At 62.8% G+C, this 24,020-nt stretch carries 19 protein-coding genes; 16 read left to right on the top strand and 3 right to left on the bottom strand.

What is annotated here, in order from left to right; all coding sequences use genetic code 11:
- The first annotated feature begins 1 nt into the window (after position 1).
- The 7 genes from tolR to C0606_17240 all read left to right on the top strand — a co-directional run bounded on the left by tolR (position 2) and on the right by C0606_17240 (position 8,208).
- A complete protein-coding gene (gene tolR / locus C0606_17270; GenBank protein ID PLX35847.1) occupies positions 2-454 on the top strand; it encodes a protein TolR in 453 nt (150 codons plus the stop codon).
- 2 nt (positions 455-456) lie between these two features.
- On the top strand, positions 457-1,470 hold the full coding sequence (locus C0606_17265) for a cell envelope biogenesis protein TolA (protein ID PLX35846.1): 1,014 nt from the start codon (positions 457-459) through the stop codon (positions 1,468-1,470).
- Between the two features lie 70 nt (positions 1,471-1,540).
- Entirely contained in the window at positions 1,541-2,878 is a 1,338-nt protein-coding gene (gene tolB / locus C0606_17260; GenBank protein PLX35845.1) for a Tol-Pal system beta propeller repeat protein TolB, read from the top strand.
- 146 nt (positions 2,879-3,024) lie between these two features.
- Positions 3,025-3,513 carry a peptidoglycan-associated lipoprotein gene (gene pal / locus C0606_17255; GenBank protein ID PLX35844.1) on the top strand — a complete coding sequence of 163 codons (489 nt, stop codon included), beginning with the start codon at positions 3,025-3,027 and terminating at the stop codon, positions 3,511-3,513.
- A gap of 263 nt (positions 3,514-3,776) precedes the next feature.
- Positions 3,777-4,799, top strand: a complete 1,023-nt coding sequence (ygbF, locus tag C0606_17250; GenBank protein ID PLX35843.1) for a tol-pal system protein YbgF — start codon at positions 3,777-3,779, stop codon at positions 4,797-4,799.
- A 4-nt stretch (positions 4,800-4,803) separates the two neighbouring features.
- Positions 4,804-6,135 (top strand): tRNA lysidine(34) synthetase TilS, encoded by a 1,332-nt coding sequence (gene tilS / locus C0606_17245; protein ID PLX35842.1) that lies wholly within the window; start codon positions 4,804-4,806, stop codon positions 6,133-6,135.
- 138 nt (positions 6,136-6,273) lie between these two features.
- Complete coding sequence (locus tag C0606_17240) at positions 6,274-8,208, top strand: cell division protein FtsH (GenBank protein ID PLX35841.1); 1,935 nt, start codon at positions 6,274-6,276, stop codon at positions 8,206-8,208.
- A 249-nt stretch (positions 8,209-8,457) separates the two neighbouring features.
- Here the strand turns inward: C0606_17240 and C0606_17235 are convergent, their stop codons facing one another.
- A complete protein-coding gene (locus C0606_17235) occupies positions 8,458-9,213 on the bottom strand; it encodes a porin family protein (protein ID PLX35840.1) in 756 nt (251 codons plus the stop codon).
- 337 nt (positions 9,214-9,550) lie between these two features.
- On the opposite strand from C0606_17235, the gene C0606_17230 reads away from it, so the two are divergent.
- On the top strand, positions 9,551-10,468 hold the full coding sequence (locus C0606_17230) for an EamA family transporter (protein ID PLX35839.1): 918 nt from the start codon (positions 9,551-9,553) through the stop codon (positions 10,466-10,468).
- 3 nt (positions 10,469-10,471) lie between these two features.
- Here the strand turns inward: C0606_17230 and C0606_17225 are convergent, their stop codons facing one another.
- Entirely contained in the window at positions 10,472-11,815 is a 1,344-nt protein-coding gene (locus tag C0606_17225; protein PLX35838.1) for a phosphoglucosamine mutase, read from the bottom strand.
- A 365-nt stretch (positions 11,816-12,180) separates the two neighbouring features.
- On the opposite strand from C0606_17225, the gene C0606_17220 reads away from it, so the two are divergent.
- The 7 genes from C0606_17220 (at position 12,181) to C0606_17190 (ending at position 21,205) form a co-directional block, all read left to right on the top strand.
- Positions 12,181-13,590 (top strand): hypothetical protein, encoded by a 1,410-nt coding sequence (locus C0606_17220; GenBank protein PLX35837.1) that lies wholly within the window; start codon positions 12,181-12,183, stop codon positions 13,588-13,590.
- A gap of 339 nt (positions 13,591-13,929) precedes the next feature.
- The gene (locus tag C0606_17215) at positions 13,930-14,472 is read left to right on the top strand and encodes a hypothetical protein (GenBank protein ID PLX35836.1); all 543 of its coding nucleotides are present in this window, start codon (positions 13,930-13,932) and stop codon (positions 14,470-14,472) included.
- A gap of 155 nt (positions 14,473-14,627) precedes the next feature.
- Positions 14,628-15,803 (top strand): phosphoserine transaminase, encoded by a 1,176-nt coding sequence (locus C0606_17210; GenBank protein ID PLX35835.1) that lies wholly within the window; start codon positions 14,628-14,630, stop codon positions 15,801-15,803.
- A gap of 102 nt (positions 15,804-15,905) precedes the next feature.
- Positions 15,906-17,492, top strand: a complete 1,587-nt coding sequence (locus tag C0606_17205) for a phosphoglycerate dehydrogenase (GenBank protein PLX35834.1) — start codon at positions 15,906-15,908, stop codon at positions 17,490-17,492.
- Between the two features lie 376 nt (positions 17,493-17,868).
- On the top strand, positions 17,869-18,393 hold the full coding sequence (locus C0606_17200; GenBank protein PLX36010.1) for a chemotaxis protein: 525 nt from the start codon (positions 17,869-17,871) through the stop codon (positions 18,391-18,393).
- On the top strand, positions 18,368-19,678 hold the full coding sequence (locus C0606_17195) for a hypothetical protein (GenBank protein PLX35833.1): 1,311 nt from the start codon (positions 18,368-18,370) through the stop codon (positions 19,676-19,678). The genes C0606_17200 and C0606_17195 overlap by 26 nt, the downstream gene beginning before the upstream one ends.
- A gap of 159 nt (positions 19,679-19,837) precedes the next feature.
- Entirely contained in the window at positions 19,838-21,205 is a 1,368-nt protein-coding gene (locus tag C0606_17190; GenBank protein PLX35832.1) for a cation diffusion facilitator family transporter, read from the top strand.
- 35 nt (positions 21,206-21,240) lie between these two features.
- On the opposite strand, the gene C0606_17185 is transcribed toward C0606_17190, so the two are convergent.
- Positions 21,241-22,146 (bottom strand): EamA family transporter, encoded by a 906-nt coding sequence (locus C0606_17185; protein PLX35831.1) that lies wholly within the window; start codon positions 22,144-22,146, stop codon positions 21,241-21,243.
- 128 nt (positions 22,147-22,274) lie between these two features.
- Between C0606_17185 and C0606_17180 the strand changes: the two genes are divergently transcribed.
- Complete coding sequence (locus C0606_17180) at positions 22,275-24,020, top strand: hypothetical protein (protein PLX35830.1); 1,746 nt, start codon at positions 22,275-22,277, stop codon at positions 24,018-24,020.

The following is a 24,020-nucleotide window of genomic DNA, read 5'->3' as shown; positions in this document are numbered from 1 at the left end:
CATGGGCGCAGGACTGCAAAGCTCGGGCGGCAGTGGCGGACGGCGTCGTGGACGCCGGCGCCGTTCGGCGCCGATGAGCGAAATCAACGTCACGCCGCTCGTTGACGTCATGCTGGTGCTGCTGATCATTTTCATGGTCGCCGCGCCGCTTTTGACCGTCGGCGTGCCCATCGACCTGCCGGAAACGCGGGCCAAACCGATGGAGGGCGACACCGAGCCGATCACCATCTCGATCAAGGGCAGCGGCGAGATCTTCATGCAGGAAACGCCGATCGAGGCTGACGAGGTGGTCGCCAAGCTGATGGCGATCGCGCAGAACGGCTATGAAGAGCGCATCTATGTGCGCGGCGATCAGGATGCCGACTACGGCACCATCATGAAGGTGATGGGCCGGATCAGCGCGGCAGGATTCAAGCGGATCGGGCTGGTTACGCTGGAAGAGCAGGGCGGCTGATCATGCGCGTCGGGCTCGTCGTATCGACCGTCGGCCATACGGTGGTGCTGTTGTGGGGTCTGGTGGCCCTGCCGCAGGCGGATCCGTTTGCGGTGCCGCCGGTCGATGCCTTGCCCGTCGATCTCGTGACGATCGCCGAAATCACCGACCTTCAGCGCGGCATCAAGACCGCCGAGCCAAAGGAACAGCCGTCGGAGGCGCGTGTCGAGACGCCGCCCGAGCCGGACGCAACGCCGGAACCGGTCGGTCCGACCGACGAGCCGTCGCCGGAGCCGCCGGCACCTGAACCGACGCCTTCGCAGCAGCCGGCGACTGCCGAACCGCCGCCGGCGACAGAGCCGGAACCGGAACCCGAACCGGTGCGCGAGGCCGCGCCCGAACCGCCGGCACCCGAACCGGTGCCGCAGGCGGAGCCTGAGCCCACGCCGACGCCGGAACCCGAACCGGCGCCTGCCGAGGCCGCTGCCGAGGTTGCCGAGCCGCTGCCGCCATCAGCCATTCCGCGCTCGAAGCCGACGCCGCCGCGTCCGACCAAGGTTGCCAAGGCCGACGACCGCAAGGACCGGCAGGAAACGGCCAATACCGAGAAGAAGGACTTCAACCCGGACAAGATCTCTGCGCTGTTGAACAAGACGACGCCGTCGGGTGGTGGCAACCAGGGCAATGCGCGGCCGGCCTCGCTCGGCAGCCGTACGGGCAATGACAATGCGCGCATGACGCAGTCGGAGCTCGATGCGCTGCGCGCGCAGATCTCGCGCTGCTGGAATCCGCCGATCGGGGCGACCAGCGCGGAGGGTCTGAAAGTTCAGTTGAAGGTGTTTCTCAATCGCGACGGCAGCGTCGCCAACCCGCCGAAGGTGCTGAACTCCGGTTCCGACCCCTTCTTCCGCGCCGCTGCAGACAGCGCGCGCCGGGCGGTGCTGCGCTGTCAGCCCTATCAGATGCCGGTGGAAAAATTCGATGCCTGGAATGAAATCAATATTACCTTCGATCCGCGCGAACTGTTCGGCGGATAGCGAGATGCGAGCACAGGAGGGACGGATGGTCGGTTTGGCGGGATATGCGAACGGATCATGGCTTGCCGGGATGGCGGCCTCGGCACGGGCGGCGATTGCGCGTGGCGCGCGGCGTGTGGCTGCGGCGGCGGCACTTGCCGTGGTGGCGACGACGCCAGCCTTCGCGCTGATCGAGATCGACATCACCCAGGGCCGGTTGGAGCCGATGCCGATCGCGTTGCCGGACTTCGTCGGCCGTGGCAGCGATGCCGGCGTGGCGCGTGATATCACCAGCGTGATTTCCGCCGATTTGCGCCGGTCCGGGCTGTTCAAGCCGCTCGACCCGAAATCCTTCATCCAGAAGGTGTCGAACCCGAACACGGCGCCGCGTTTTGCCGACTGGCGGGTGATCAACGCGCAGGCGCTTGTCACCGGTTCGGTGGCGCGCCAGGGCGATGGCCGACTGAAGGTCGAGTTCCGCCTGTGGGACGTGTTCGCCGGCGAGCAGATGACCGGCCAGCAATATTTCACCGCCTCGGACAACTGGCGGCGCATCGCCCATATCATCGCCGATGCGATCTATGAACGGCTGACCGGCGAGAAGGGCTATTTCGATACCCGCGTGGTGTTTGTCGACGAGACAGGGCCGAAGAACAAGCGGGTCAAAAAACTGGCAATCATGGACCAGGACGGCGCCAATGTGCGCTTCCTGACCAACGGCTCGGACCTCGTTCTGACACCACGCTTCAGCCCGTCGAGCCAGACCATCACCTATATGTCCTATGCCGGCGGCCAGCCGCGGGTCTATCTGCTCGACATCAATTCCGGCCGCCGCCAGCTTGTCGGCGATTTCCCGGGCATGACGTTCGCGCCGCGCTTCTCGCCGGACGGGCGGCGGGTGATCATGAGCCTGCAGGACAACGGCAACGCCAACCTGTTCACGCTCGAACTCGGTTCGCGGAAGGTGTCGCGGCTGACCAATTCGGCCTCGATCGATACCGGTCCGTCCTACTCGCCGGACGGCTCGCAGGTGGTTTTCGAATCCGATCGTGCCGGCCGCCAGCAGCTCTATGTGATGGGTGGTTCCGGGGGCGGCGCGAAGCGGATCAGCTATGGCAACGGCTCCTATTCGACGCCGGTCTGGTCGCCGCGCGGCGACCTCATCGCCTTCACCAAGATGTCGGGCGGCAAGTTCCTGATCGGCGTGATGAAGCCGGATGGGTCGGGCGAGCGCATCCTCACCGAGGGCTATCACAACGAAGGACCGACCTGGGCTCCGAACGGCCGCGTGCTGATGTTCTTCCGCGATGTTCCGGGCGCCCAAGGAGGGCCACAATTGTGGTCGATTGATCTGACGGGTTATAACGAACAGCGGGTGCCGACACCCTCGTTCGGGTCCGACCCGGCATGGTCGCCGCTGCTCAATTGACGGCGGCGATCCTGCGGGTCGTCAAACCACAGGGTCGCTCGACGGCAGGGCCGTTAACGATCGGCTAACCAATTTTGCGAACCCCGGCTTAACCAAACTGCCAGTAACCATGGCAAAGGCCCGGGGGATACGAGGAGTAAATCGGGATGTTGAGTGAATTGCGTTTCCGGCAGGTGGGACGCTTCGTTGCCGTGGCCATGATGGCCGGCACGATTGCCGCTTGCGCAGGGAACAAGCAGATCGACGATCTGGCCGGCGGTGCTGCCCCGGGTACGGCTCAGGATTTCGTCGTCAATGTCGGAGACCGTGTGTTCTTCGAGGTCGACAGCTCGCAGCTGACGGGCGTGGCGACGGCGACGCTGGACAAGCAGGCCGCGTGGCTGAGCCGCTATTCGCAGTATTCGGTGGTGATCGAAGGTCATGCCGACGAACGCGGCACGCGCGAATACAATATCGCGCTCGGCGCCCGCCGTGCCGCGGCAACGCGCGACTATCTGGTCAGCCGTGGCGTCAACCGGGGCCGTCTGCGGACGATCTCCTACGGCAAGGAGCGCCCGGTCGCGGTGTGTAACGACGCGTCGTGCTGGACGCAGAACCGCCGTGCGGTGACGACGCTGAACGGCGCCGGCAGCTAACCGGCATCAGCGTTTCACGAAGTTTTGACGGCCGGTCCGGTGTTCCGGGCCGGCCGTTTTCTTTTTGCCGCACCATGAATACAGAGGCAGGTCATAGTTTCGTCGAACTCAGGCGTCACATGGCAGGATGATTTTCTTGACGAGGTGCGTGCGGGGCTCGATGTGGCGGTTTCGCGCGAGAGGCTCTGTATTTTCGACTGCCTGCATGGTTTAGTCGCTTCACCGCGCCGGACTTGCGGAAAGATGCTCGAGACGAGGACGATATGGTTTTGATGATCCGTACCCGACAGACAATGATCGCGGCGCTGGCGGCAGGTGCCGTGGCAACCGCGTTCGTTAGTACGGCATCGGCGGACAATGCGCGCGTGATCTTCGGCAACCAGAGCGGCGGTAGCCGCGAGACGGCTGCGCAGTCGCTCCGGATCGACACCCTCGAGGCGCAGATGCGCCAGCTCAATGGCCAGGTGGAGGAACTGAACCACCGGCTGATGCAGTTGCAGGACCAGATCCGGCGCATGCAGGAAGATACCGAATACCGCTTGCAGGAACTGGAAGGCAGCGGCGGGCGCAAGCGCTCGCAGGCTCCGTCGCGCCCATCGGCACCGGCGACGGCGGATGCCAGTGGCTCGGCAAACAGCTTCAGCGCCGGTACGGCACCGCCGCAGCTTCTCGGCACGGTTTCGGCGAACGATCTTCCCGCGGACCAGCAGGACCAGATCGGCGCGGTCATCGGTGCGCCGCTCGATCTGTCGGCGCTGGCCGGTGGACGGCAGAGTTTCGGCGGCGACACGCTTGGCGGTAACCCGGTTCCCGGCGTGGGGTCCGGTGATGCCATTGGCGGCGTGATCGACAGCGGCCCGACCGACCTGACCGGCGGCCAGCAGATCGCCCGCGTCGATCCGCAGAACCCGCGCGACGCCTACGACGTGGCCTATGGCTACGTGCTGCGCGGCGAATACGGCCAGGCGGAAACCGGTTTCCGTGATTTTCTCGCCAGCTATCCGAGCGACGCGCTGGTGCCGAGCGCCAGATACTGGCTTGGCGAAACCCTGTTCTCGCGCCAGCGCTATCAGGAAGCCTCGCGCGAGTTCCTGGCGCTCTACAACACCTATCCGCAAAGCGAAAAGGCGCCTGACGCACTTCTGAAGCTCGGCCAGTCGCTCGCCAGTCTCGGCGAAACCGGAACGGCATGTGCCACCTATTCCGAGATGCTGCGCAAATACCCGAACGCTTCGCGGGCGGTGCGCGCGCGGGCTCAGTCGGAGCAGCGCAAGTCCGGGTGTTGAGGTAGTGACCGACGAACCGATCCGTGATGACGAGCTGGCGGCGCTTTTTGCGCCGCTTTCGCGTTTCGGGCGGATCGGGCTTGCGGTTTCCGGCGGTGCCGACTCGACTGCTTTGATGCATCTGGCTACCCGCTGGCTCGCTCTGCTAGAGGCAGCCGCGCCGGCCTGTGTGGTGTTGACTGTCGACCATGGGCTGCGGGCGGAGGCTGCCGCCGAGGCGCGCGCGGTTGCGGAACAGGCGAATGCGCTCGGTCTTCCGCACGAAACACTGCATTGGGTGGGTGAAAAGCCGCGCGCCAATGTGCAGGCGTTGGCTCGCAACGCGCGCCTGGAGCTTCTGACCGAGGCGGCGCGGCGGCACGATCTTTCGGCGCTCGTCATGGCGCATCATCTCGACGATCAGGCGGAGACGTTCCTGCTGCGGCTTGCGCGCGGCAGCGGGGTCGCGGGGCTTGCCGCGATGGCAGATGAGCGCATGCTCGACGGCATCACGCTGCTGCGGCCTCTGCTCGGTGTTTCGCGTGCGCGTTTGCGGGCAACTCTGCTCGACGCCGGCGTTGGCTGGAGCGAGGACCCGAGCAACACCGATGCGGGCTACGCCCGGGTGCGGATGCGGGGCCTGATGCCGGCGCTTGCCGGTGAGGGGCTGACGGCTGAACGGCTGGCCGGGACGGCGCGCCATATGCGGCGCGCGGCCGATGCTCTCGATGCGCTGGTCGATGGGTTCCTGGCCGACAGCGCGCTGGTGCATCCAGGTGGATTCGTTGGTCTCAGACCGGGAGCGTTGGCGGCGGCGCGCGAGGAAATCGCACTTCGGCTTCTTGCCCGTGCGATCCGTTTTGCCGGCGGTCAACGCTACACCCCGCGGCTCGACGCTCTCGAAGGCCTGTTCGACAGCCTCACCGACACGGCGGCGCAAAGGGTGTGCCGTACGCTCGGCGGGGCGGTGGTCGAGCGTGCGTGCGGTGCTGTGTGGATCTACCGGGAAGCGGGCCGGGACGGGTTCGAAGAGTGTGACCTGAGCGGCGCCGAACCGGTCATCTGGGATCGGCGGTTTCGCGTGTCGCTGCAGGAACCCGTTGTCAATGAGCGACTTACGCTTCGTGCGCTTGGGCTCGACGGCCGTTGCCAGCTGGATGCGGAAACGGGCGGTGAGTGGCCGAAACGGGCTGTCGAAACGGTTCCTTCACTGTGGATCGGCGAGAACGTTGTCGCTGCGGCCGGCGTCCCCGTGGCGTCGATCGGCGGGCGGGATGCTCCCGTTGCGCGTTTCGAGCCGATTGCACCGCTTGCCGGCGCTGGTGGCGCGGGAGAAGCCCGCGCGGGTTTAGGATAATGGGAAGTTAAAGGTCGAAACGGGGATAGCTCCCTTGGCAATCCACCGGCGGAGACCTATTTTAGCGGCTGGTTGAGGTGTTTGACGTTTGTTGCGGACGCGTCGTTCCTCCGGTCCGACTCCATCTAGGGAATGAATATGAACGCGAATTTCCGGAATTTCGCCCTGTGGGTCATCATCGGCCTGCTGCTGATCGCCCTGTTCCAACTGTTTCAGAATCCGGGACAGCGGTCCGGTGCAAAGGAGATCGCGTTTTCCGAATTCCTTGCCGATGTCGACCGTGGCAACGTCCGGGATGTGACGATCCAGGAGCAGCAGATTTCCGGCCATTTGACGAACGGAACGACGTTCCAGACCTATGCGCCGCGTGATGCGTCCTACATCGACTCACTGCGGACGAAGAACGTCACCATCACGGCGAAACCGGTGGGCGAGAACTTCTCGCTGATCGGCACGCTGATCACCTGGTTCCCGATGCTTCTGATCATCGGTATCTGGCTCTTCGTGATGCGGCAGATGCAGGGATCGGGCGGCAAGGCGATGGGCTTTGGCAAGTCGAAGGCGAAGCTTTTGACCGAGGCGCATGGCCGCGTCACCTTCGAGGATGTGGCGGGCGTCGACGAGGCCAAGGAAGACCTCGAGGAAATCGTCGAGTTCCTGCGCGATCCGCAGAAGTTCCAGCGCCTTGGCGGACGCATCCCGCGCGGCGTGCTGCTGGTCGGCCCTCCGGGCACCGGTAAGACGCTGCTTGCGCGGGCGATCGCCGGCGAAGCCAATGTGCCGTTCTTCACCATTTCGGGTTCGGACTTCGTCGAAATGTTCGTCGGTGTCGGCGCGAGCCGTGTCCGCGACATGTTCGAACAGGCCAAGAAGAACGCGCCCTGCATCATCTTCATCGACGAAATCGACGCGGTCGGCCGTCATCGCGGCGCCGGTCTCGGCGGCGGTAACGACGAACGTGAGCAGACGCTGAACCAGCTGCTCGTCGAGATGGACGGCTTCGAGGCGAATGAGGGCATCATCCTTATCGCCGCGACCAACCGCCCCGACGTGCTCGATCCGGCGCTGCTGCGTCCGGGCCGTTTCGACCGCCAGATCGTCGTGCCGAATCCGGATGTCATCGGCCGCGAGCGCATCCTCAAGGTTCACGTCCGCAAGGTGCCGCTGGCGCCGGACGTCGAGCTCAAGGTGCTGGCGCGCGGTACGCCGGGCTTCTCGGGCGCGGATCTGATGAACCTCGTCAACGAGGCCGCGCTTCTGGCCGCACGGCGCAGCAAGCGGCTCGTCACCATGGCCGAGTTCGAGGACGCCAAGGACAAGGTGATGATGGGTGCCGAACGGCGCACGCTTGCCATGACCGAGGACGAAAAGAAGCTGACGGCCTATCACGAGGCGGGCCACGCGCTGGTCGGCCTGCGCGTTCCGGGTAACGATCCGCTGCACAAGGTGACCATCATCCCGCGCGGTCGTGCGCTCGGCGTGACCATGAACCTGCCGGAACGTGACCGCCTGTCGATAAAGAAGGTCGAGATGGAAGCCCGTTTGGCGATGATGTTCGGTGGTCGGGTCGCGGAAGAGATCATCTTCGGCAAGGAGAACGTCACCACCGGCGCCTCCAACGACATCATGCAGGCGACCAACATGGCGCGTGCCATGGTGATGGAATACGGCATGAGCGAGAAGCTCGGTCGGCTGCGCTACAAGGAAAACCAGGAAGAGGTGTTCCTCGGCCACTCCGTCACCCAGCACCAGAACAATTCCGAGGAGACGGCGAAGCTGATCGACGAGGAAGTGCGCCGCATCATCGACACGGCCGAGGAGAAGGCCAATACGGTGTTGAAGGAGCATCTCGAAGAGTTGCACACCATCGCCAAGGGCCTGCTCGAATACGAGACACTGTCGGGCGCCGAAATCGGCAATTTGCTCAAGGGCGAGCCGCCGCATCGCGATGATGGCGGCGAGGATTCGGTCGGCGGCGGTCGCTCGTCGGCGGTGCCGAAAACCGGCGGTGCGCGTCCCAAGGGCGACGAAAGCTCCGACTCGGGCGGCATGGAACCGCAGCCGCAGGGCTGATCGGATCGCCTTCCTCCGCTGCCTGACGGGTGGCGGATGCTGAAAACACAAACCCCGGTGCGGACCTCCGCGCCGGGTTTTTTGTTTGGCAGGACGGGGAAGGGAAGGCGAGAACGCCTCTCTTTTCGGTGCGTGCCTGGTCGTTACAAGCGAGGCGTCGCCAGCGCCCGTGAACAAGAAAACGCGATGGTGCCGGGAAGGCACCACCGCGCTTTGGGCAGTCCTTGGTCGTCTCTGGCGTGCTCGTGATCAGTCGATCAGGTAACGCAGGCCGAGGCGAAGTTCGTGCGACTGCAGGTCGTCGTAGTTGACGTTGCCCGGAACCACGCCGCCGACCGCGGAGCCGCTCTTGGCGCCGTCGATCCACAGATAGCGGTAGCCGGCGTCGAGCAGCAAATTGTCGGTGATCGTGTAGGACGCACCGGCCATGGCGGCTGCGGCAAGCGCCCAGCGGTCGCCGCCGGAGTAGTTGACCGTGCCGACGCCCGGGGTGCGGACGGAATGACCGTCAACCGAGACGTAGGCGCCACCGATACCGGCGCCGATATAGGGCGTCAGGCCTTCCCAGGTGCCGAAATCGAGATAGGCGTTGGCCATCAGGGTCCAGGCGCTGATGTCGGCGCTGTGCAGCGAGTTCACGCAGGCGCCGGCGCACGGGGTCGTCGCCGTGAAATCGAACGTGTGGTGGTAATCCAGCGTCGCGTCCGTGCGGAAATATTCGTTGAACTGGTAGCCGAAGCCGATGCCGGCCATCCAGGTGTTGTCGACGCCCTCGTTGAACAGCGGTCCGCCGACAACGCGGCCCGACGGGGCGCGGTTGACGCTGTAGCCGATATCGCCGCGCAGATACCAATTGGAGCCGACTTCAGCCGGAATGATCTCCGGCGTGTGATTGAAAATCGGCGGATCCAGCAGGTCTGCTGCGTGCGCCGTTGATGCGGCCATCAGGGCGGCTGTTGCCAGCAGCGCCGTCTTTTTAAGGCTGCCCATGGTTTTCCCTTCCATCTTACTCACTGAGCCCCGTCGAAACGCCTCGGACGGGATTGTTACGCCGAGGGTGAGTATGGTCGGGAAATCTTAAGGTGCGATTAACTGCGTTTTTTAACCATGAATATTAATGTTAACGAAGTATTGACTTGAATTAATACTCGTAAACGAAGGGTAAATGCTTCTCGCCCTGGGCGGTGGCGGGGTCGGTGGCGGGGTTTGCCCGCGCGATGCGTGGCTGCATGGCTTCCCTGACAAATTCGGGCTCCCGCCGGCGGGGGCAATCGGATAGGGATGACAGGTCTTTTTGCCGCCGTGTCGGATAAGTCCGGCGTGGCGAAGGAATGAGGGACTCATGGCGACGCCGCCGGATCCAACAGCGATGCGCTCTTACGGCCGTGACTGGGTCGACCTCACCATCCTCATCGTGGTGTGGGGATCGTCCTTCGCGCTGACCAAGATCGCGGTCGGGGAAATCCCGCCGGTGTGGATCGTTGCCGAGCGCACGGCGATCGGCGCGGCGATCCTATGGGCGGTCCTGATCGCGCGCGGCGGGCGGTTGCCTGTGTCGCTTGGCGCCTGGGCGAGCTGCGCCTGGCTCGCCTTTTGCGGCAACGTCATGCCGTTTTTCATGATCTCATGGGGCACGCAATTCGTTCCCTCCGCGCTTGCCGGAATTCTCATGGGCGCCGTGCCGCTGCTGGTCATGCTGCTGGCCGCGCTGCTTCTTCCCGACGAGCCGATGACGGTGCGCAAGGCGATCGGCTTCGTTGCCGGTTTCGCCGGTGTCATCATGCTGATCGGGCCGTCGACGCTGCTTGCCTTCGAGTTCGACAATGAGCGCACGCTCGGCGTGCTGGCGATCGTGCTTGCCTCGCTCGGCTATGCGGTGCACGGGGTATCGCTGCGGCTTTTGCCGCAAATGCCGGACCTGCCGCGCGGCGCCGGCGTTCTCATCATGTGTGTGGTGATGGCGTTGCCGGTCGCGCTGCTGCTCGAGGGGCCGCAAGCTGCTGTTCCCGGCGCGGCGGGGCTTGCCGCGGTCACCGTGCTCGGCATCTTCCCGACGGCGCTGGCGCTCATCGTCGTCTTTGCGCTGGTGCGCAGCGCGGGCGCGAGCTTCGTCGCCATGAGCAATTATCTGGTGCCGGTGTTCGCGCTCTTCGTCGGCGTGGTGATGCTCGGCGAACGCTTCACGCTCGCCGATCTGGCCGGCCTTGGGCTGGTACTCGCCGGCATCGCGATTGCCGGCTCGCGCCGCCGCGCGGGGTAAGCGTTACGCCGCCTTTTCCACCGCCGCGGCGATTTCGTCGACGATCTCGTGCACGAGGGTTTCGTCGTCGCCCTCGGCCATGACGCGGATCAGCGGTTCGGTGCCCGACGGGCGAATCAGAATCCGGCCGGCCTTGCCGAGGCGTTCTTCCGCCGCGCTGATGGTCTTTTGCACCGTCGCGTTGCCGAGCGGATCGCCGCCGGCGATGCGGACGTTCTTCAAAAGCTGCGGCACAGGGTCGAAGCGGTGGCAGACCTCGCTGACCGGCTGGCCGAGTTTCTTGACCACGGCGAGCACCTGCAACGCGGCGACGAGGCCGTCGCCGGTGGTGGCGAAGTCGGACAGGATGATGTGGCCGGACTGTTCGCCGCCAATATTGTAGCCCGCCTCGCGCATGCGTTCCACGACGTAGCGGTCGCCGACCTGGGTCCGGTCGAGGGTGAGGCCGAGGCCGGTCAGGAACCGCTCCAGCCCGAGGTTGGACATCACGGTGGCGACGATGCCGGGCATGGCGAGGCGGTCGTCCTCGTGCCAGGACTGGGCGACGACGGCCATCAGCTGGTCGCCATCGACGACCTGCCCCTTCTCGTCGACGATCAGCACGCGGTCGGCGTCGCCATCGAGCGCGATGCCGATGTCGGCGCGGACCTCGTGCACCTTGGCGCACAGCGCGTCGGGCGCGGTCGAGCCGCATTTGTCGTTGATGTTGAAGCCGTTCGGGGAAACGCCGATCGGAATCACCTCGGCGCCGAGTTCCCACAGGGCTTCCGGGGCGACGCGGTAGGACGCGCCATTGGCGCAGTCGATGGCGACGCGCATGCCCTCGAGGCTCAGATTGCGCGGCAGGGTGCGCTTGGCGAATTCGATATAGCGGTCGTGCACGCCGTCGATGCGCTTGGCGCGGCCGATCTCGGCGGCGTCGGCCAGCCGGCGCGTCAGGTCCTGATCGAGCAAATCCTCGATCTCGGCCTCGATCTCGTCGGACAGCTTGTAGCCGTCGGGGCCGAAAATCTTGATGCCGTTGTCATGATAGGGATTGTGCGAGGCGGAGATCATGACGCCGATATCGGCGCGCAGCGAGCGCGTCAGCATTGCGACCGCCGGGGTTGGCATCGGGCCGAGCTGGAACACGTCCATGCCGACCGAGGTGAAACCGGCGACCAGCGCGGTCTCGATCATGTAGCCCGACAGGCGGGTGTCCTTGCCGATGACGACCCGGTGGCGATGGTTGCCGCGGGTGAAGACGAGGCCGGTCGCCATGCCGACCTTCAGCGCCATTTCCGGCGTAATCGGCCATTTGTTGGCGCGCCCGCGCACCCCGTCCGTTCCGAAGAATTTCCGACTCATTCCCTGCTCCGTCCCGATGGCCCTGCTCCGCCCCGATGGGGGCCTCCGCTCACGAATGTCCCGGGCTCTTGCCGCAACGGGAAAATTCGCGATGCGCCTGGCGCGCGGATGCGTCTGCGTCTCCGCTCGCCGGCGCTTGTCGCCTACCTGATAGCCCGGAATGTGACACAGGAGCGTTCAAAAATGGTTTGCAAATGTTACGGGGGCTTAGGTGCCTAGAAACACGTGGCCTAAACCTGCTTCGTTCTGGTCGGCGGCGCGCGGCGGCGTCAGATTTGTCGAAATAACGAAATGATTGTAGCGTTGTGACGATAAAACCCATGATTATGGCTTGTCGCGTGTCGAACAATCCTGGTGCACCGCCAATGCGCTCGCTCTTTCAACTGATTGTATTTGTACTCTTGGTCTGGAGCGTTGCCCCCGCCGATGCTGCGACCTTCCGTTGTGGGAAGTATGTCAATGGTGGCGTGATAATCGGAGAATCCTACCGCGTCGTTTTCTTGGAAGGGGAAATCGGTGTGGATGACGCCAAGCGGTTCCAAGAGTTCCACGAAAATCGCCCGAAGGTATGCGATGGTCCCGTGGTTCTGCACCTGAATAGCCAGGGCGGAAATTTTCTGGCGGGCATCGACATCGCCAATTTTGTTCGCCGCAAATTCATAGGTACATATGTTGATAAAGACGCTGTTTGTCTTTCGGCGTGCGCATTCATTTTCATGGCCGGGTCGCAATACCACGGCGATGGGTATTTTGAGCCAAGACGGAAGATGCATTACCTTGCAACCGTCGGCTTTCATGCCCCTTTTATTGATACGGAACAGGTTAGAAAGATTCCTGTGGAGGCTCGCGCGAAATTTCTACAAAATGCTTACGACACTGCAATCCAAGCGGCTGCAAAGATTGTCGTTCTGGCAATCGATGCCCGCTGGAACGTGGAACTCGCGAATGCGATTTTGCGGACAAAAGCACCAGAATTTGTCTACGTAGATACAGTGGGGAAAGCTGGCAATTGGGGGATTTCATTGGTCGGCGGCCCAAGGAAATTCAAATTTAAGAAACGAGACGCACAGGTCGCCTGTATCAACAATTATTATTGGAAGGGTCCGATTGATACGAACATGCTTCTTGACTCTGTAAACGCCGAAAATCTTACAAAGCCGAGTATAAGTGAGTTTTCATATCAGACCTTTTCACTGACAAATACCGCATATGACAGGGCGCGAAAACTCACGACGCTCAATTTTGGGATGGAAATGGGGCCTGAGTGCAAAGTTGATCTGCATGATACGGGAGGCGCCTATTACAATGGTACGAAGAAGCTTTCATGGTTCGAGGTTCAGCCTGGCTATATGAGGCTTCGAGACTTGCGGATGCCCGGAAAAATAGCACGTTCGGCTTCACAGCTTGTCGGTCAATGGCTTCAGGCCGGCGCGTGGCGCTGGGACGGCAACACCTTGCGCTCACTGGTGTATGACGACAAGAAAGTCATTCTATATTTTAAGCAGGTAGCTGCCGATCGGAAGAAGCTCGGCGCACGAAGTGGTATGAGGTTTTTTGCGGGCAGAATTGAGGGTCTAAGAATATTTGGAAATATAAATCTTTTCGATCGAGAGTGTGGCCGCTTGAAATTGGCAGTGGCGGGAACGGTCAATGTCAATACCTATGAATTGTTTTTAAGAAGCGCCGTGAGGTATTCGGACCAACGCTGCAGATTTATTCGAAACAGGAATACCGAGTATAACGAGCCATTTGTATTGAAGAGAGTGCAAAAATGAAGATGGCGATATTTGTTTTGACGCTTTGCGCATTATGTTCGTCGGCTCTGGCAGATGACGCCTATTGGATTGTTCGTGCCGATGACGCAAAATGTATCGTCAAGAATACTGGAAAATTTCTCGCGCTCCCTGATGCTCCGATTCTGATATATGTAAAAGACTGCCCGAGGAATGATGCGGCAGCCGCATTGGAGAAGTCGCAGAAAAGCAGTTTTTTGCCAGGGGCTGATAGTGGAAAAGCAAGAGAGGATGAAGTCCTCGTTTTTTCACGAAAGGATTTGCGCTGCCTCGATGAGGGAGACGTGGTTTCGAATGGCGATTTTGCTTTAATTCCCCGTAATGTTCCGTGTGATTGAAATGCAACTTCTAGATATCACTGCCAAAATATCTAGTATCGCTGCAAATGCCGCGATTGTTGTTACGTTGGGAGTGGGCTGGTCGACTTATCTTGACCAGATTGAAAACAAAAAGATTGAGGCATCTCTAGATTTGGTTCGTGATTTCAACAACGAAACGCACCTTTCTTCCAGAAGGGCGCTCTATGAATTTTGGGCGCAGTACGACCTATCCAAGATGCCTGAGAATACAGTGACATATTCGTTCTTGAGTGAGTTGTTGGTGAAGTGGGGGCAGGAGAGACCTAAGCAGTCTCCCTCTCTTGATATGGAAATACTCGTTATCACCGATTTTTTTGAACGAGTTGAAAATTGCATACAAGAAGAAGTGTGCAATAAGAAAATAGTTTTGTCTCAATTGGGCGGCTATGGTCATCAATTTTATTGTATTTATAGTCACGAGTTAAAACGAATTGGTGGCCGATTGCGTAGGCCTGACTTCGCGAGCAACTTGGCGGTTTTTGCGAAGCGCCTTGGTGCCTGCTAGTAACCGAGAATCGCGCCGACCCTCTCCCCCCAAAGTCTAAGCCCACGTCGTTCGCACATGCGAAAATGTCGCTTGACGACAAATCGGGCTCAGCGTATTCCCGCCAGTGGGACACCCCTCCCCAACGAGGGGCGCCTATCTGAGAGGGTAGTTACATGACAGATATTCTGAAGCCCGGCCAACGGCCGGACAATCCCCGTTTTTCTTCTGGACCTTGCGCAAAACGCCCCGGGTGGACGCCCGCGGCGCTTACCGACGCGCCTCTTGGCCGGTCGCATCGCGCCAAGGTCGGCAAGGCGAAGCTCGCCCGCGCCATCGACCTCACCCGTGAAATCCTGCAGGTTCCGGCGGATTACCGCATCGGCATCGTGCCGGCGTCCGACACCGGCGCCGTCGAGATGGCGCTCTGGTCGCTGCTCGGCGCACGCGGCGTCGACATGCTCGCCTGGGAATCGTTCGGTTCTGGCTGGGTCACCGACGTGGTCAAGCAGCTCAAGCTCGCCGATGTGCGCGAGTTGAAGGCCGGCTACGGCGATCTGCCGGATCTCAGCGCGGTCGATTTCTCCCGCGACGTGGTCTTCACCTGGAACGGTACGACGTCGGGCGTCCGCGTCCCGAACGGCGACTGGATCGCCGCCGACCGCGAGGGCCTGACGATCTGCGACGCGACCTCTGCCGCGTTCGCCCAGCGTCTCGATTTCGACAAGCTCGATGTCGTCACCTTCTCCTGGCAGAAGGTTCTCGGCGGCGAGGGCGGCCATGGCGTGCTGATCCTTTCGCCGCGCGCCGTCGAACGGCTCGAGAGCTATACGCCGGCCTGGCCGATGCCGAAGATCTTCCGCATGACCAAGGGCGGCAAGCTGATCGAGGGCATCTTCAAGGGCGAGACGATCAACACGCCGTCCATGCTGTGCGTGGAAGACTATCTCGACGCGCTCAACTGGGCGCAGTCGGTCGGCAGCCTCGACGGTCTCGTCGGCCGCGCCGACGCCAACACCAAGGTGCTCGCCGACTGGGTCGCCAAGACCCCGTGGGTCGACTTCCTTGCCAAGGTGCCGGAGACGCGCTCCAACACGTCGGTCTGCCTCGTCATCTCCGATCCGGATGTGGCCGCGCTCGATTCTGACGCGCAGGCAGCCTTTGCCAAGGCGATGGTGTCGAAGCTCGACGCCGAGGGCGTTGCCTATGACATCGGCGCCTATCGCGACGCGCCGTCAGGCCTGCGCATCTGGGCTGGCGCGACGGTCGAGGCGGCTGATCTTGCCGCGCTGACCCCGTGGCTCGATTGGGCCTTTGCCGAGACCAAGGCGTCGCTGGCAGCCGCCGCGTAACGGCGACCGATCTTTTCGGGGCGGCCGCCGGCCGCTCCGCTTCCCCCGAATTCTCTTTCTTTAGGACGCTGCCGGCGACCGGCGCGTCAGGAGTGACGACACATGGCACCGAAAGTACTCATTTCCGACAAGCTGTCCCCGACCGCCGTCAAGATCTTCGAAGATCGCGGCGTTGAGGTCGATTTCCTGCCCGACGTCGGCAAGGACAAGGACAAACTCGCCGAAATCATCAACCGTTACGACGGCCTGGCGATCCGCTCGGCCACCAAGGTGACGGAAAAGATCATCGCCGCGGCGAAAAATCTGAAGGTGATCGGTCGCGCTGGCATCGGCGTCGACAATGTCGACGTTCCGGCCGCGACGGCGAAGGGCATCATCGTGATGAACACGCCCTTCGGCAACTCGATCACCACCGCCGAGCACGCGATTGCGATGATGTTCGCGCTTGCTCGCGAACTGCCCGCCGCCGACGCCTCGACGCGGGCCGGCAAGTGGGAAAAGTCGAAGTTCATGGGTGTTGAGCTGACCGCCAAGACGCTCGGCGTCATCGGCTGCGGCAATATCGGCTCGATCGCGGCGGAACGCGCTATCGGCCTGCGCATGCGTGTCATCGCCTTCGACCCGTTCCTGTCGCCGGAGCGCGCCCGTGACATCGGTGTGGAGAAGGTCGAGCTCGACGAGCTGTTCCGCCGCGCCGATTTCATCACCCTGCACACGCCGCTGACCGACAAGACCCGCAACATCATCGACGCCAAGGCGATCGCGAAGATGAAGGATGGCGTGCGCATCATCAACTGCGCCCGCGGCGGTCTGGTCGTGGAAAAAGACCTCGCCGAAGCGCTGCGCTCGGGCAAGGTTGGCGGCGCCGGCATCGACGTGTTCGAGGTCGAGCCGGCGAAGGAAAACGAGCTGTTCGAGCTGCCGAACGTCGTGTGCACGCCGCATCTCGGCGCCTCGACCTCGGAAGCACAGGAGAACGTCGCGCTGCAGGTCGCCGAGCAGATGGCCGACTATCTGGTCAGCGGCGCGGTGCAGAACGCCCTCAACATGCCGTCGATCACCGCCGAGGAAGCGCCGAAGCTGACGCCGTTCGTCAAGCTCGCCGACCAGCTCGGCTCGTTTGCCGGCCAGCTCACCACCACCGGCATTCGCGGCATCCGCATCGAATATGAAGGTGCCGTCGCCGACATGAACACCAAGGCGCTGACGGCGGCTGCTCTGACCGGCGTGCTGCGTCCGCTGCTGCAGTCGGTCAACATGGTCTCGGCGCCTGCGATGGCGCGCGAACGCGGTATCCAGATCGAGGAAGTGCGGCGCGAGCAGGCCGGCATGTTCGAGAGCTACATCCGCCTCACCATCCTCACCGAGCGCCAGGAGCGGTCGGTGGCCGGTACGGTGTTTGCCGACGCCAAGCCACGCATCATCCAGATCAAGGGCATCAACATGGACGCCGAACTCGGTCCGCACATGCTCTACATCACCAACGAGGACAAGCCGGGCTTCGTTGGTCGTCTGGGCGTCGCGCTCGGCGAAGCCGGCGTCAATATTGCCACTTTTGCGCTTGGCCGGAAGGACCGCGGCGGCGATGCGATCTGCCTGATCGAGATCGACGGCCCGCTTTCGGAGGACGTTCGCGAGAAAGTGCTTGCGCTGCAGGGTGTCGTTCAGGCGGTTCCGCTGGAGTTTTAAGGTATTTTGGCAGGCAGTGTTTTTGGCTGTCGGCACGAAGACTTTCTGATCTGGCGAGGGGGCGGTTTTCCGCCCCCTTTGCTTTTGTCCGGCGCGAAATGATCAGGAATTTACTGCTCTTTTCTCGGATGATGCGTATTACATCATTTTTATTCGGTTATTACGCAGTTCGCATCGAATAAAGTGACATTTCCAAGTCCAGCTTTTGGCCAAGACTCGGTCACTATTTCGGGCAACCACGTAGAGCGAGGAAATTTAACCAATTGTTTTCCAAATGTTGCTGACATGTCTGCAAGAAGCAAACAATAAGGCAGCGTTCATGAGGTTCATACCTTTCACGCAAGGGCAGGAGACTGCTGCACCGGTTCGGCGCAAGCTGCTTCGGACGGTTACCCCCACCGGTGTCGAGCGCCATCTCGGTGCGGACGAGATCGTCGTTTCGAAAACAGACCTCAAGGGCACGATCACCTACTGCAACGATGTCTTCATGCGGCTGGCGGGCTATTCCGAGCGCGAACTGCTCGGCGCGCCGCACAGTCTGATCCGGCATCCCGACATGCCGCGCTGCGTATTCAAGCTGTTGTGGGACACGCTGGCCGAGGGCAACGAGATCTTTGCCTATGTGGTCAATCTCGCCAAAGACGGCGCGCATTACTGGGTCTTTGCCCATGTCACGCCGAGCCGGACCGAGGACGGCACCATCGTCGGCTACCATTCCAATCGGCGCGCGCCGAACCGGCGTGTCGTCGATGAGGTGATCACGCCGCTCTACAAGGCGCTGCTTGAGGAAGAAGCAAAGCACGGGAACCGCAAGGAGGGTATGGCCGCCTCCACCGCGATGTTGCTCGATATCTGCCGGCAGAAGGGGATGCCCTATGAGCAACTCGTCCACGTTCTCTAAGCTCTATCTGGCGCTTGGCGTTGCCGGTATCGGCGGTGCCGTTCTGGTAGCCGATGCCTTCGTTGTCGCGCTGCCGGCGGCGGTGGCCGGCGCTGCTGCCGCGATCACGGTGCTTGGGGCGGTTTTCGGCGTCCTGCAGGTCAACAGGATCGTCTCCAAACTAGACGTCTTCCGCGGCGTCTGTGTCGACGTTTCGCGCGGCGATTTCGAGCGCCGGGTCAGCGGGATCGACGAGCCCGGGCCGATCGGCCGGCTGGTCTGGTCGGTCAACGGGCTGATCGACCATTCGGACTGCTACATCCGCGAGCTGACGGCGGCGATGGCCGCGCTCGATCAGGGCAAGTCATGGCGGCGGATCTTCACCAACGGTTTGCATGGCTCCTATTTGCGCGGCGCCAATGTCATCAACCGCTTTGTCGATCACTCCGGCGAACGGGTCGGCCTGGTTCAGCGTATCACCGCGGTGTTTCAGGATAATGTCGACGGGGTGGTGGCGAATCTCGGTCAGTATTCCGGCCAGCTGCGCGATACGGCGACGGAACTCGAGACGACGGCGGAGAACACCAGCGAACAGGCTGTCACGGTTGCGGCGGCGGCGGAAGAGGCGTCTGCCAGCGTGCAGACAATCGCTTCGGCAACGGAGGAACTCTCCGCGTCGTTCGGCGAGATCGGCACACGGGTGAAACATTCTTCCGAGATTGCCGACGGCGCCGTGTCGGGCATCGAAGCAACCAAGGTGAGCCTCACCGGGCTTGCCGACGCGGTCGGCCGGATCGAGCAGGTCGTCGACCTGATCACGGCAATCGCCAACCAGACCAATCTTTTGGCGCTCAACGCGACGATCGAGTCGGCGCGCGCCGGGGAAGCGGGCAAGGGCTTTGCCGTCGTCGCGGCCGAGGTGAAGGAACTTGCCAGCCAGACGGCAAAGGCGACCGAGGAGATATCGGCGCAGATCGCCGGCATCCAGTCGGCGACAGACGAGGCGGTGGATCGGTTCGACGAGGTCGGCAAGACGATCAACGAGATCAACACCATTGCGCAGTCGGTGCAGGGCGCGATCGACGAGCAGACGGCGGCGACCCATGAGATCGCCGACAGTGTGGCCGGTGCTGCCGAGGGCGCCTCGGAAGTGGCGTCGAGCATCCAGACCGTCTCCTCGAAGACGGAATCGACGCGCCAGGCGGCGGACGGCGTACTTGGCGCCGCCGGCCAGATCGCCAGCCAGTCCGAAACGCTCGGGCAGGAAGTGGAGAAATTCCTCGCCGAGCTGCGCCGCGCCGTCTGATCGGCGTCCGTTCGCGAGTATCCAGAGACCCCGCCGGATGTTTCCGGCGGGGTTTGTTTTTTCGCCAGTGGTGTTGCCGCCCGTTCGGGCATGTTAAAGGAAGCGCGAATGAGAGCGCGATCCCGCTGTCGCGCGTGAACCCGTTACTCCCGGACGGACATGGAAAAGCAGAAAGTCGCGCTGGCGTCGCTGTTTGCCAGCATCGGTCTGACAATCGGCAAAACGATCGTGGGTGTCGCGACCGGCAGTCTCGGCGTCCTGTCGGAAGCCGTGCACAGCCTGCTCGATGTCGGCGCCACCGCGATCACCTATATGGCGGTGCGCATCAGCGACAAGCCGGCCGACAGCGAGCATCATTTCGGCCACGGCAAGGTCGAGAGCGTGACCGCGCTCATCGAGACGGGGCTCCTGTTCCTGACCTGCGTGTGGATCGTCTATGAAGCCGCGCACCGGCTCCTGGGTGATGCGACCGACGTCACCGTGACCTGGTGGGCGGTCGGCGTCATCGCGGTGTCGATCGTGGTCGACTTCAACCGCTCGCGGGCGCTGGCACGGGCGGCCAAGGCGACCCACAGCGAGGCACTGGCCGCCGACGCGCTGCATTTTTCCTCCGATATGTGGAGTTCGTCGGCCGTCCTGATTGGCCTTGGCGCGACCTGGGCGGGCTACCCGGCTGCCGATGCGCTGGCCGCGCTCGCGGTCGCGGTCTTCGTCGCCATGGCCGGCTACCGGCTCGGCCGGCGGACCATCGACACGCTGATCGACACGGCGCCGGAAGGTGCGATGGAAACGGTTGCCCGCATCGCGGAAGAAACGCCGGGTATCCTCTGGCTCGATCGGGCACGGATAAGACCGGTCGGCGATACCGTGTTCGTCGATGCCGATGTCGACGTGCGGCGCACGCTGCCCTTCGACCGGGTCACCGGGATCAAGGCGCAGTTCGTCAAGGCGGTGGAGGATGCCTTCCCCAATGCCGACGTGACCGTGACGGCGCGTCCCGTTGCGCTCGACGACGAGACGGTGTTCGACAAGGTGATGCTGATCGCCAACCGGCGCGGCCTCGCGATCCATCACCTGACCGTCCAGCATGTGGCGGGCAAGCTCTCGGTCAGCCTCGATCTCGAACTGGACGGCCGCATGCGGTTCACCCAGGCCCATGACATCGCGACCGCTCTCGAAGAGGCGATCAGCGAGGAACTCGGTGAGGATGTCGAGGTCGAAAGCCATATCGAACCGGCGCATCTGTCGGGTGTCGACGGACTGGATGCGGACGAGACGGTGCGTGCCGATGTCGAGGGCGTGTTGGTCTCGCTTGCCGCGAAGCAGCCTCTCATCAGCGATGTGCATGCGGTGCGGGTGCGCAGCAATGATCACGGGCTGTTCGTGACATTCCACTGTTGTGTGGAACGCGGGCTTTCCGTCGAAGCGGTGCACGACGCTGTCGACGATCTCGAACGTGCGTTCCGCGAACGGCGGCCCTCGGTGCGGCGCGTGATTGCCCACGCCGAACCGGCCGATCACGACTGAGCGAAGTGTGGCCCGGTGCTGGGTCGGTGCGGGGTCTAGGAACGCTGTGCGACGTAGACGCCGGCAAGGATCAAGGCGTAGCCGACGGCGTGGTAGAGCGCGGGCTGCTCGCCGATGAAGATGACGGCGAGAACCGATCCGAACAGCGGAACCAGATTGACGAACAGTCCGGCCCGGTTGGCGCCGATCAGCTCGACGCCGCGCACGTAGAAGATTTGCGACAACAGTGACGGGAACAGCGTCACATAGACCATCAGGACGAAGCCCTTGGTGTTCGGCGTGAACACAATTCCCTGCATGTATTCGTAGATCGCAAACGGCAGTGCGGTGATGACGGCGGCGAGCGCGAGTGCCGTCATGAAGCTCATCCAGTGCAGTTTCGGGCGGTGGCGCAGCGTGACGGAATAAAGCGCGTATATGGCCACGGCGGCCAGCATCAGCGCGTCGCCATAATTGAGGTTGAGGTCGAACAGGGTGGTCGGATTGCCGTGCGTGGCGGTGACGATAACGCCGGCAATCGACAGGATGACACCGATGGCCACACCACGGCTGACGGCTTCGCTGAACAGCAGGAAATTGACCAGCACGATGATCATCGGCATGCCCGATTGCTCGATCGCGACATTGATCGCCGAGGTATGGTGCAGGGCGTTGTAGAGCAGCAGGTTGAAGGTCGCCATGCCGAGCGCGCCGGTGAGGAACAGGCGCAGCCAATGGGCCTTCAGAACCGGCCAGTCCCGCTTGAGGTAAGGCCTGGCGAAGGCGAACAGGATGAGGCTGGTCAGGAACCAGCGAATGGCGGTCAGCAGCATCGGCGGCACGGCGCCGACGGCGGCCTTGCCCGCGACCGCGTTGCCGCCCCAGAACAGGGCGGTCAGGGCGAGGAGCAGGTAAGGTCGATCGAAGAATGCGAAGCCGGCCTTGGGTTTCGTTTCGCTCATGAAGCCGCCGACTCGGATTGCCGAATAGCTAGGAAAAGAAGCATGCGACCTTGTCGCAGGTTCCTTGACGATAAGCAATCAGCGCAAAATCCGTGCGATACCGGATAATTGCCGTATTTCCCGGCACTATGCGGTGCGGGGTGACCAGATCGTTGAACTGCCGGACGCGTTCCGGCGGAAAGAGGGAGTTTGCTGCCATGGTGCGCACAATGATTTTGGCTCTGTCCGTCGCGGGGGCGGCGTCATTCGCCGCTGACGGAGCAACGTTTGCAGCTGAGCCGGTGACGGGTACGTCGCGCATCGATGCGGTCGAGGTCTATCCCGACGGCGCGACCGTTTCGCGGCTGTTGTCGGTTCCGCTGAAGGCAGGCGAATCGGTGATTTCGGTGCCCGATCTGCCGATCGGTCTCGACCAGAATTCGGTGCGTGTAGAAGGCAGCGCCGGTGCGGGGCTCGAGATCGTGTCGGTTGACACGCGGCGCGTCGATCCGCTGCCGGGCGACCGCAAGACCGATCTCGACGACGATATCGAGGCACTGCAGGCCGAACGGGTCGAGCTGGCGGACAAGATCGCGACGCTCGACGATCAGATTCTCTATGTGCAGGCGGTTGCCAAGGAAGCGCCGCGCGATCTGTTCAGCGCCAAGCGCGAGGGTGGTGATGGCGACTGGAAGGGCCTTCTGACGTCGGTCGGTGGCGAACTCTCCGGTTTGCGGGATTCCCTGCGCCAGACACGCAAGCGCGATCAGGACGCGGCGGAGGAAATCGCCCGGCTCGAGCGCGAGCGCGAGAAGCTGTGGCCGGCGGATCGCCCGACCATGGAAGCTCAGATTACGGTTGTGGCCGATGCCGAGACGACGGCGAATTTGACGCTGCGCTACGGAACCTACGATGCGTCGTGGACGCCGATCTATGACGCTCGCCTCACGCTCGAAGGCGCCGATCCGAAGCTCGATCTGGTGCGCCGGGCGGTGATCCGCCAGTGGAGCGGCGAGGACTGGAACGACGCGCAGATTGAGCTGTCGACCGCACGTCCGGGCGGCGGAACCACCGCGCCGACGCTGCCCTCGCTGCTGGTGCGCATTGCGCCGGACATGCCGCGGCCGGAGATGATGTCAGTGCGCAAGATGGCGCGGCCTCAGATGGAAGTCGGTGCCGCCGCTGATGCGGTGATGGAAGAGCCGGCACCGGCGCCGGTGATGGCGCGCGAGCGCGGCGCCGTGATCGAGACACGCGGCTTCGACGTCGTCTACGTCGTGCCGGGACGCACCTCGGTTGGCGGTGACGGCACCGAGAAGAAGGTGCGGATCGGCAGCGAAGACATCACGCCGAAGGTGCTGGTGCGCGCGGTGCCGGAACGCGACACGACCGCCTATCTGTCGGTGCGGTTCCCCAATGAGGGAACGGGCGCAATCCTGCCGGGCGATGTCCAGCTGTTCCGCGACGGCGTTTTCGTCGGCACGGCGCGGATCGGTCTGGTCGCGCCGAAGGAAGAGGCCGAGTTCGGCTTCGGTTCCGATCCGGCGGTTGTTGTCGAGCGCAAGGTGCTGGTGCGCAAGGAAGGCGAACGCGGCCTCTTGAGTTCGGACAAGATCGAGGAGCGCCGCTTCAAGATCACCGTCGTCAACCGCCATGCGGGTCCCATCGACATCGAGATCGAGGATCGCCTGCCGCAGTCGGAAAACGAGAAGATCAAGATCGAGCCGAGCTCCGACATGACCAAGCCGACGCGGACCAACCCGGACGACCGGCGCGGTATCGTGGTGTGGGCCGATACCTATGAGGCGAATGAGAGCCGCGAGATCCTCGTCGGCTATCAGGTCCGCTGGCCGGCCGATGAAAAGATCATCTGGTCGGATCGCGGCTTGCGTTAA

The sequence above is a fragment of the Hyphomicrobiales bacterium genome, assembly GCA_002869065.1.
GTDB lineage: Bacteria > Pseudomonadota > Alphaproteobacteria > Rhizobiales > Rhodobiaceae > Rhodobium.
This window is presented reverse-complemented; position numbering and strand designations above follow the sequence as displayed.

What these genes read in the sequence shown, in the direction of transcription:
- C0606_17235 (PLX35840.1), bottom strand. Translation starts at nt 9,213, where the DNA reads ATGGAAGGGAAAACCATGGGCAGCCTTAAAAAGACGGCGCTGCTGGCA.
- ygbF (PLX35843.1), top strand. Translation starts at nt 3,777, where the DNA reads ATGGTTTTGATGATCCGTACCCGACAGACAATGATCGCGGCGCTGGCG.
- C0606_17190 (PLX35832.1), top strand. Translation starts at nt 19,838, where the DNA reads ATGGAAAAGCAGAAAGTCGCGCTGGCGTCGCTGTTTGCCAGCATCGGT.
- C0606_17230 (PLX35839.1), top strand. Translation starts at nt 9,551, where the DNA reads ATGGCGACGCCGCCGGATCCAACAGCGATGCGCTCTTACGGCCGTGAC.
- C0606_17180 (PLX35830.1), top strand. Translation starts at nt 22,275, where the DNA reads ATGCGGTGCGGGGTGACCAGATCGTTGAACTGCCGGACGCGTTCCGGC.
- pal (PLX35844.1), top strand. Translation starts at nt 3,025, where the DNA reads ATGTTGAGTGAATTGCGTTTCCGGCAGGTGGGACGCTTCGTTGCCGTG.
- C0606_17215 (PLX35836.1), top strand. Translation starts at nt 13,930, where the DNA reads ATGTTCCGTGTGATTGAAATGCAACTTCTAGATATCACTGCCAAAATA.
- C0606_17195 (PLX35833.1), top strand. Translation starts at nt 18,368, where the DNA reads ATGAGCAACTCGTCCACGTTCTCTAAGCTCTATCTGGCGCTTGGCGTT.
- tolR (PLX35847.1), top strand. Translation starts at nt 2, where the DNA reads ATGGGCGCAGGACTGCAAAGCTCGGGCGGCAGTGGCGGACGGCGTCGT.
- C0606_17185 (PLX35831.1), bottom strand. Translation starts at nt 22,146, where the DNA reads ATGAGCGAAACGAAACCCAAGGCCGGCTTCGCATTCTTCGATCGACCT.
- C0606_17265 (PLX35846.1), top strand. Translation starts at nt 457, where the DNA reads ATGCGCGTCGGGCTCGTCGTATCGACCGTCGGCCATACGGTGGTGCTG.
- C0606_17220 (PLX35837.1), top strand. Translation starts at nt 12,181, where the DNA reads ATGCGCTCGCTCTTTCAACTGATTGTATTTGTACTCTTGGTCTGGAGC.
- C0606_17225 (PLX35838.1), bottom strand. Translation starts at nt 11,815, where the DNA reads ATGAGTCGGAAATTCTTCGGAACGGACGGGGTGCGCGGGCGCGCCAAC.
- tolB (PLX35845.1), top strand. Translation starts at nt 1,541, where the DNA reads ATGGCGGCCTCGGCACGGGCGGCGATTGCGCGTGGCGCGCGGCGTGTG.
- C0606_17205 (PLX35834.1), top strand. Translation starts at nt 15,906, where the DNA reads ATGGCACCGAAAGTACTCATTTCCGACAAGCTGTCCCCGACCGCCGTC.
- C0606_17240 (PLX35841.1), top strand. Translation starts at nt 6,274, where the DNA reads ATGAACGCGAATTTCCGGAATTTCGCCCTGTGGGTCATCATCGGCCTG.
- C0606_17210 (PLX35835.1), top strand. Translation starts at nt 14,628, where the DNA reads ATGACAGATATTCTGAAGCCCGGCCAACGGCCGGACAATCCCCGTTTT.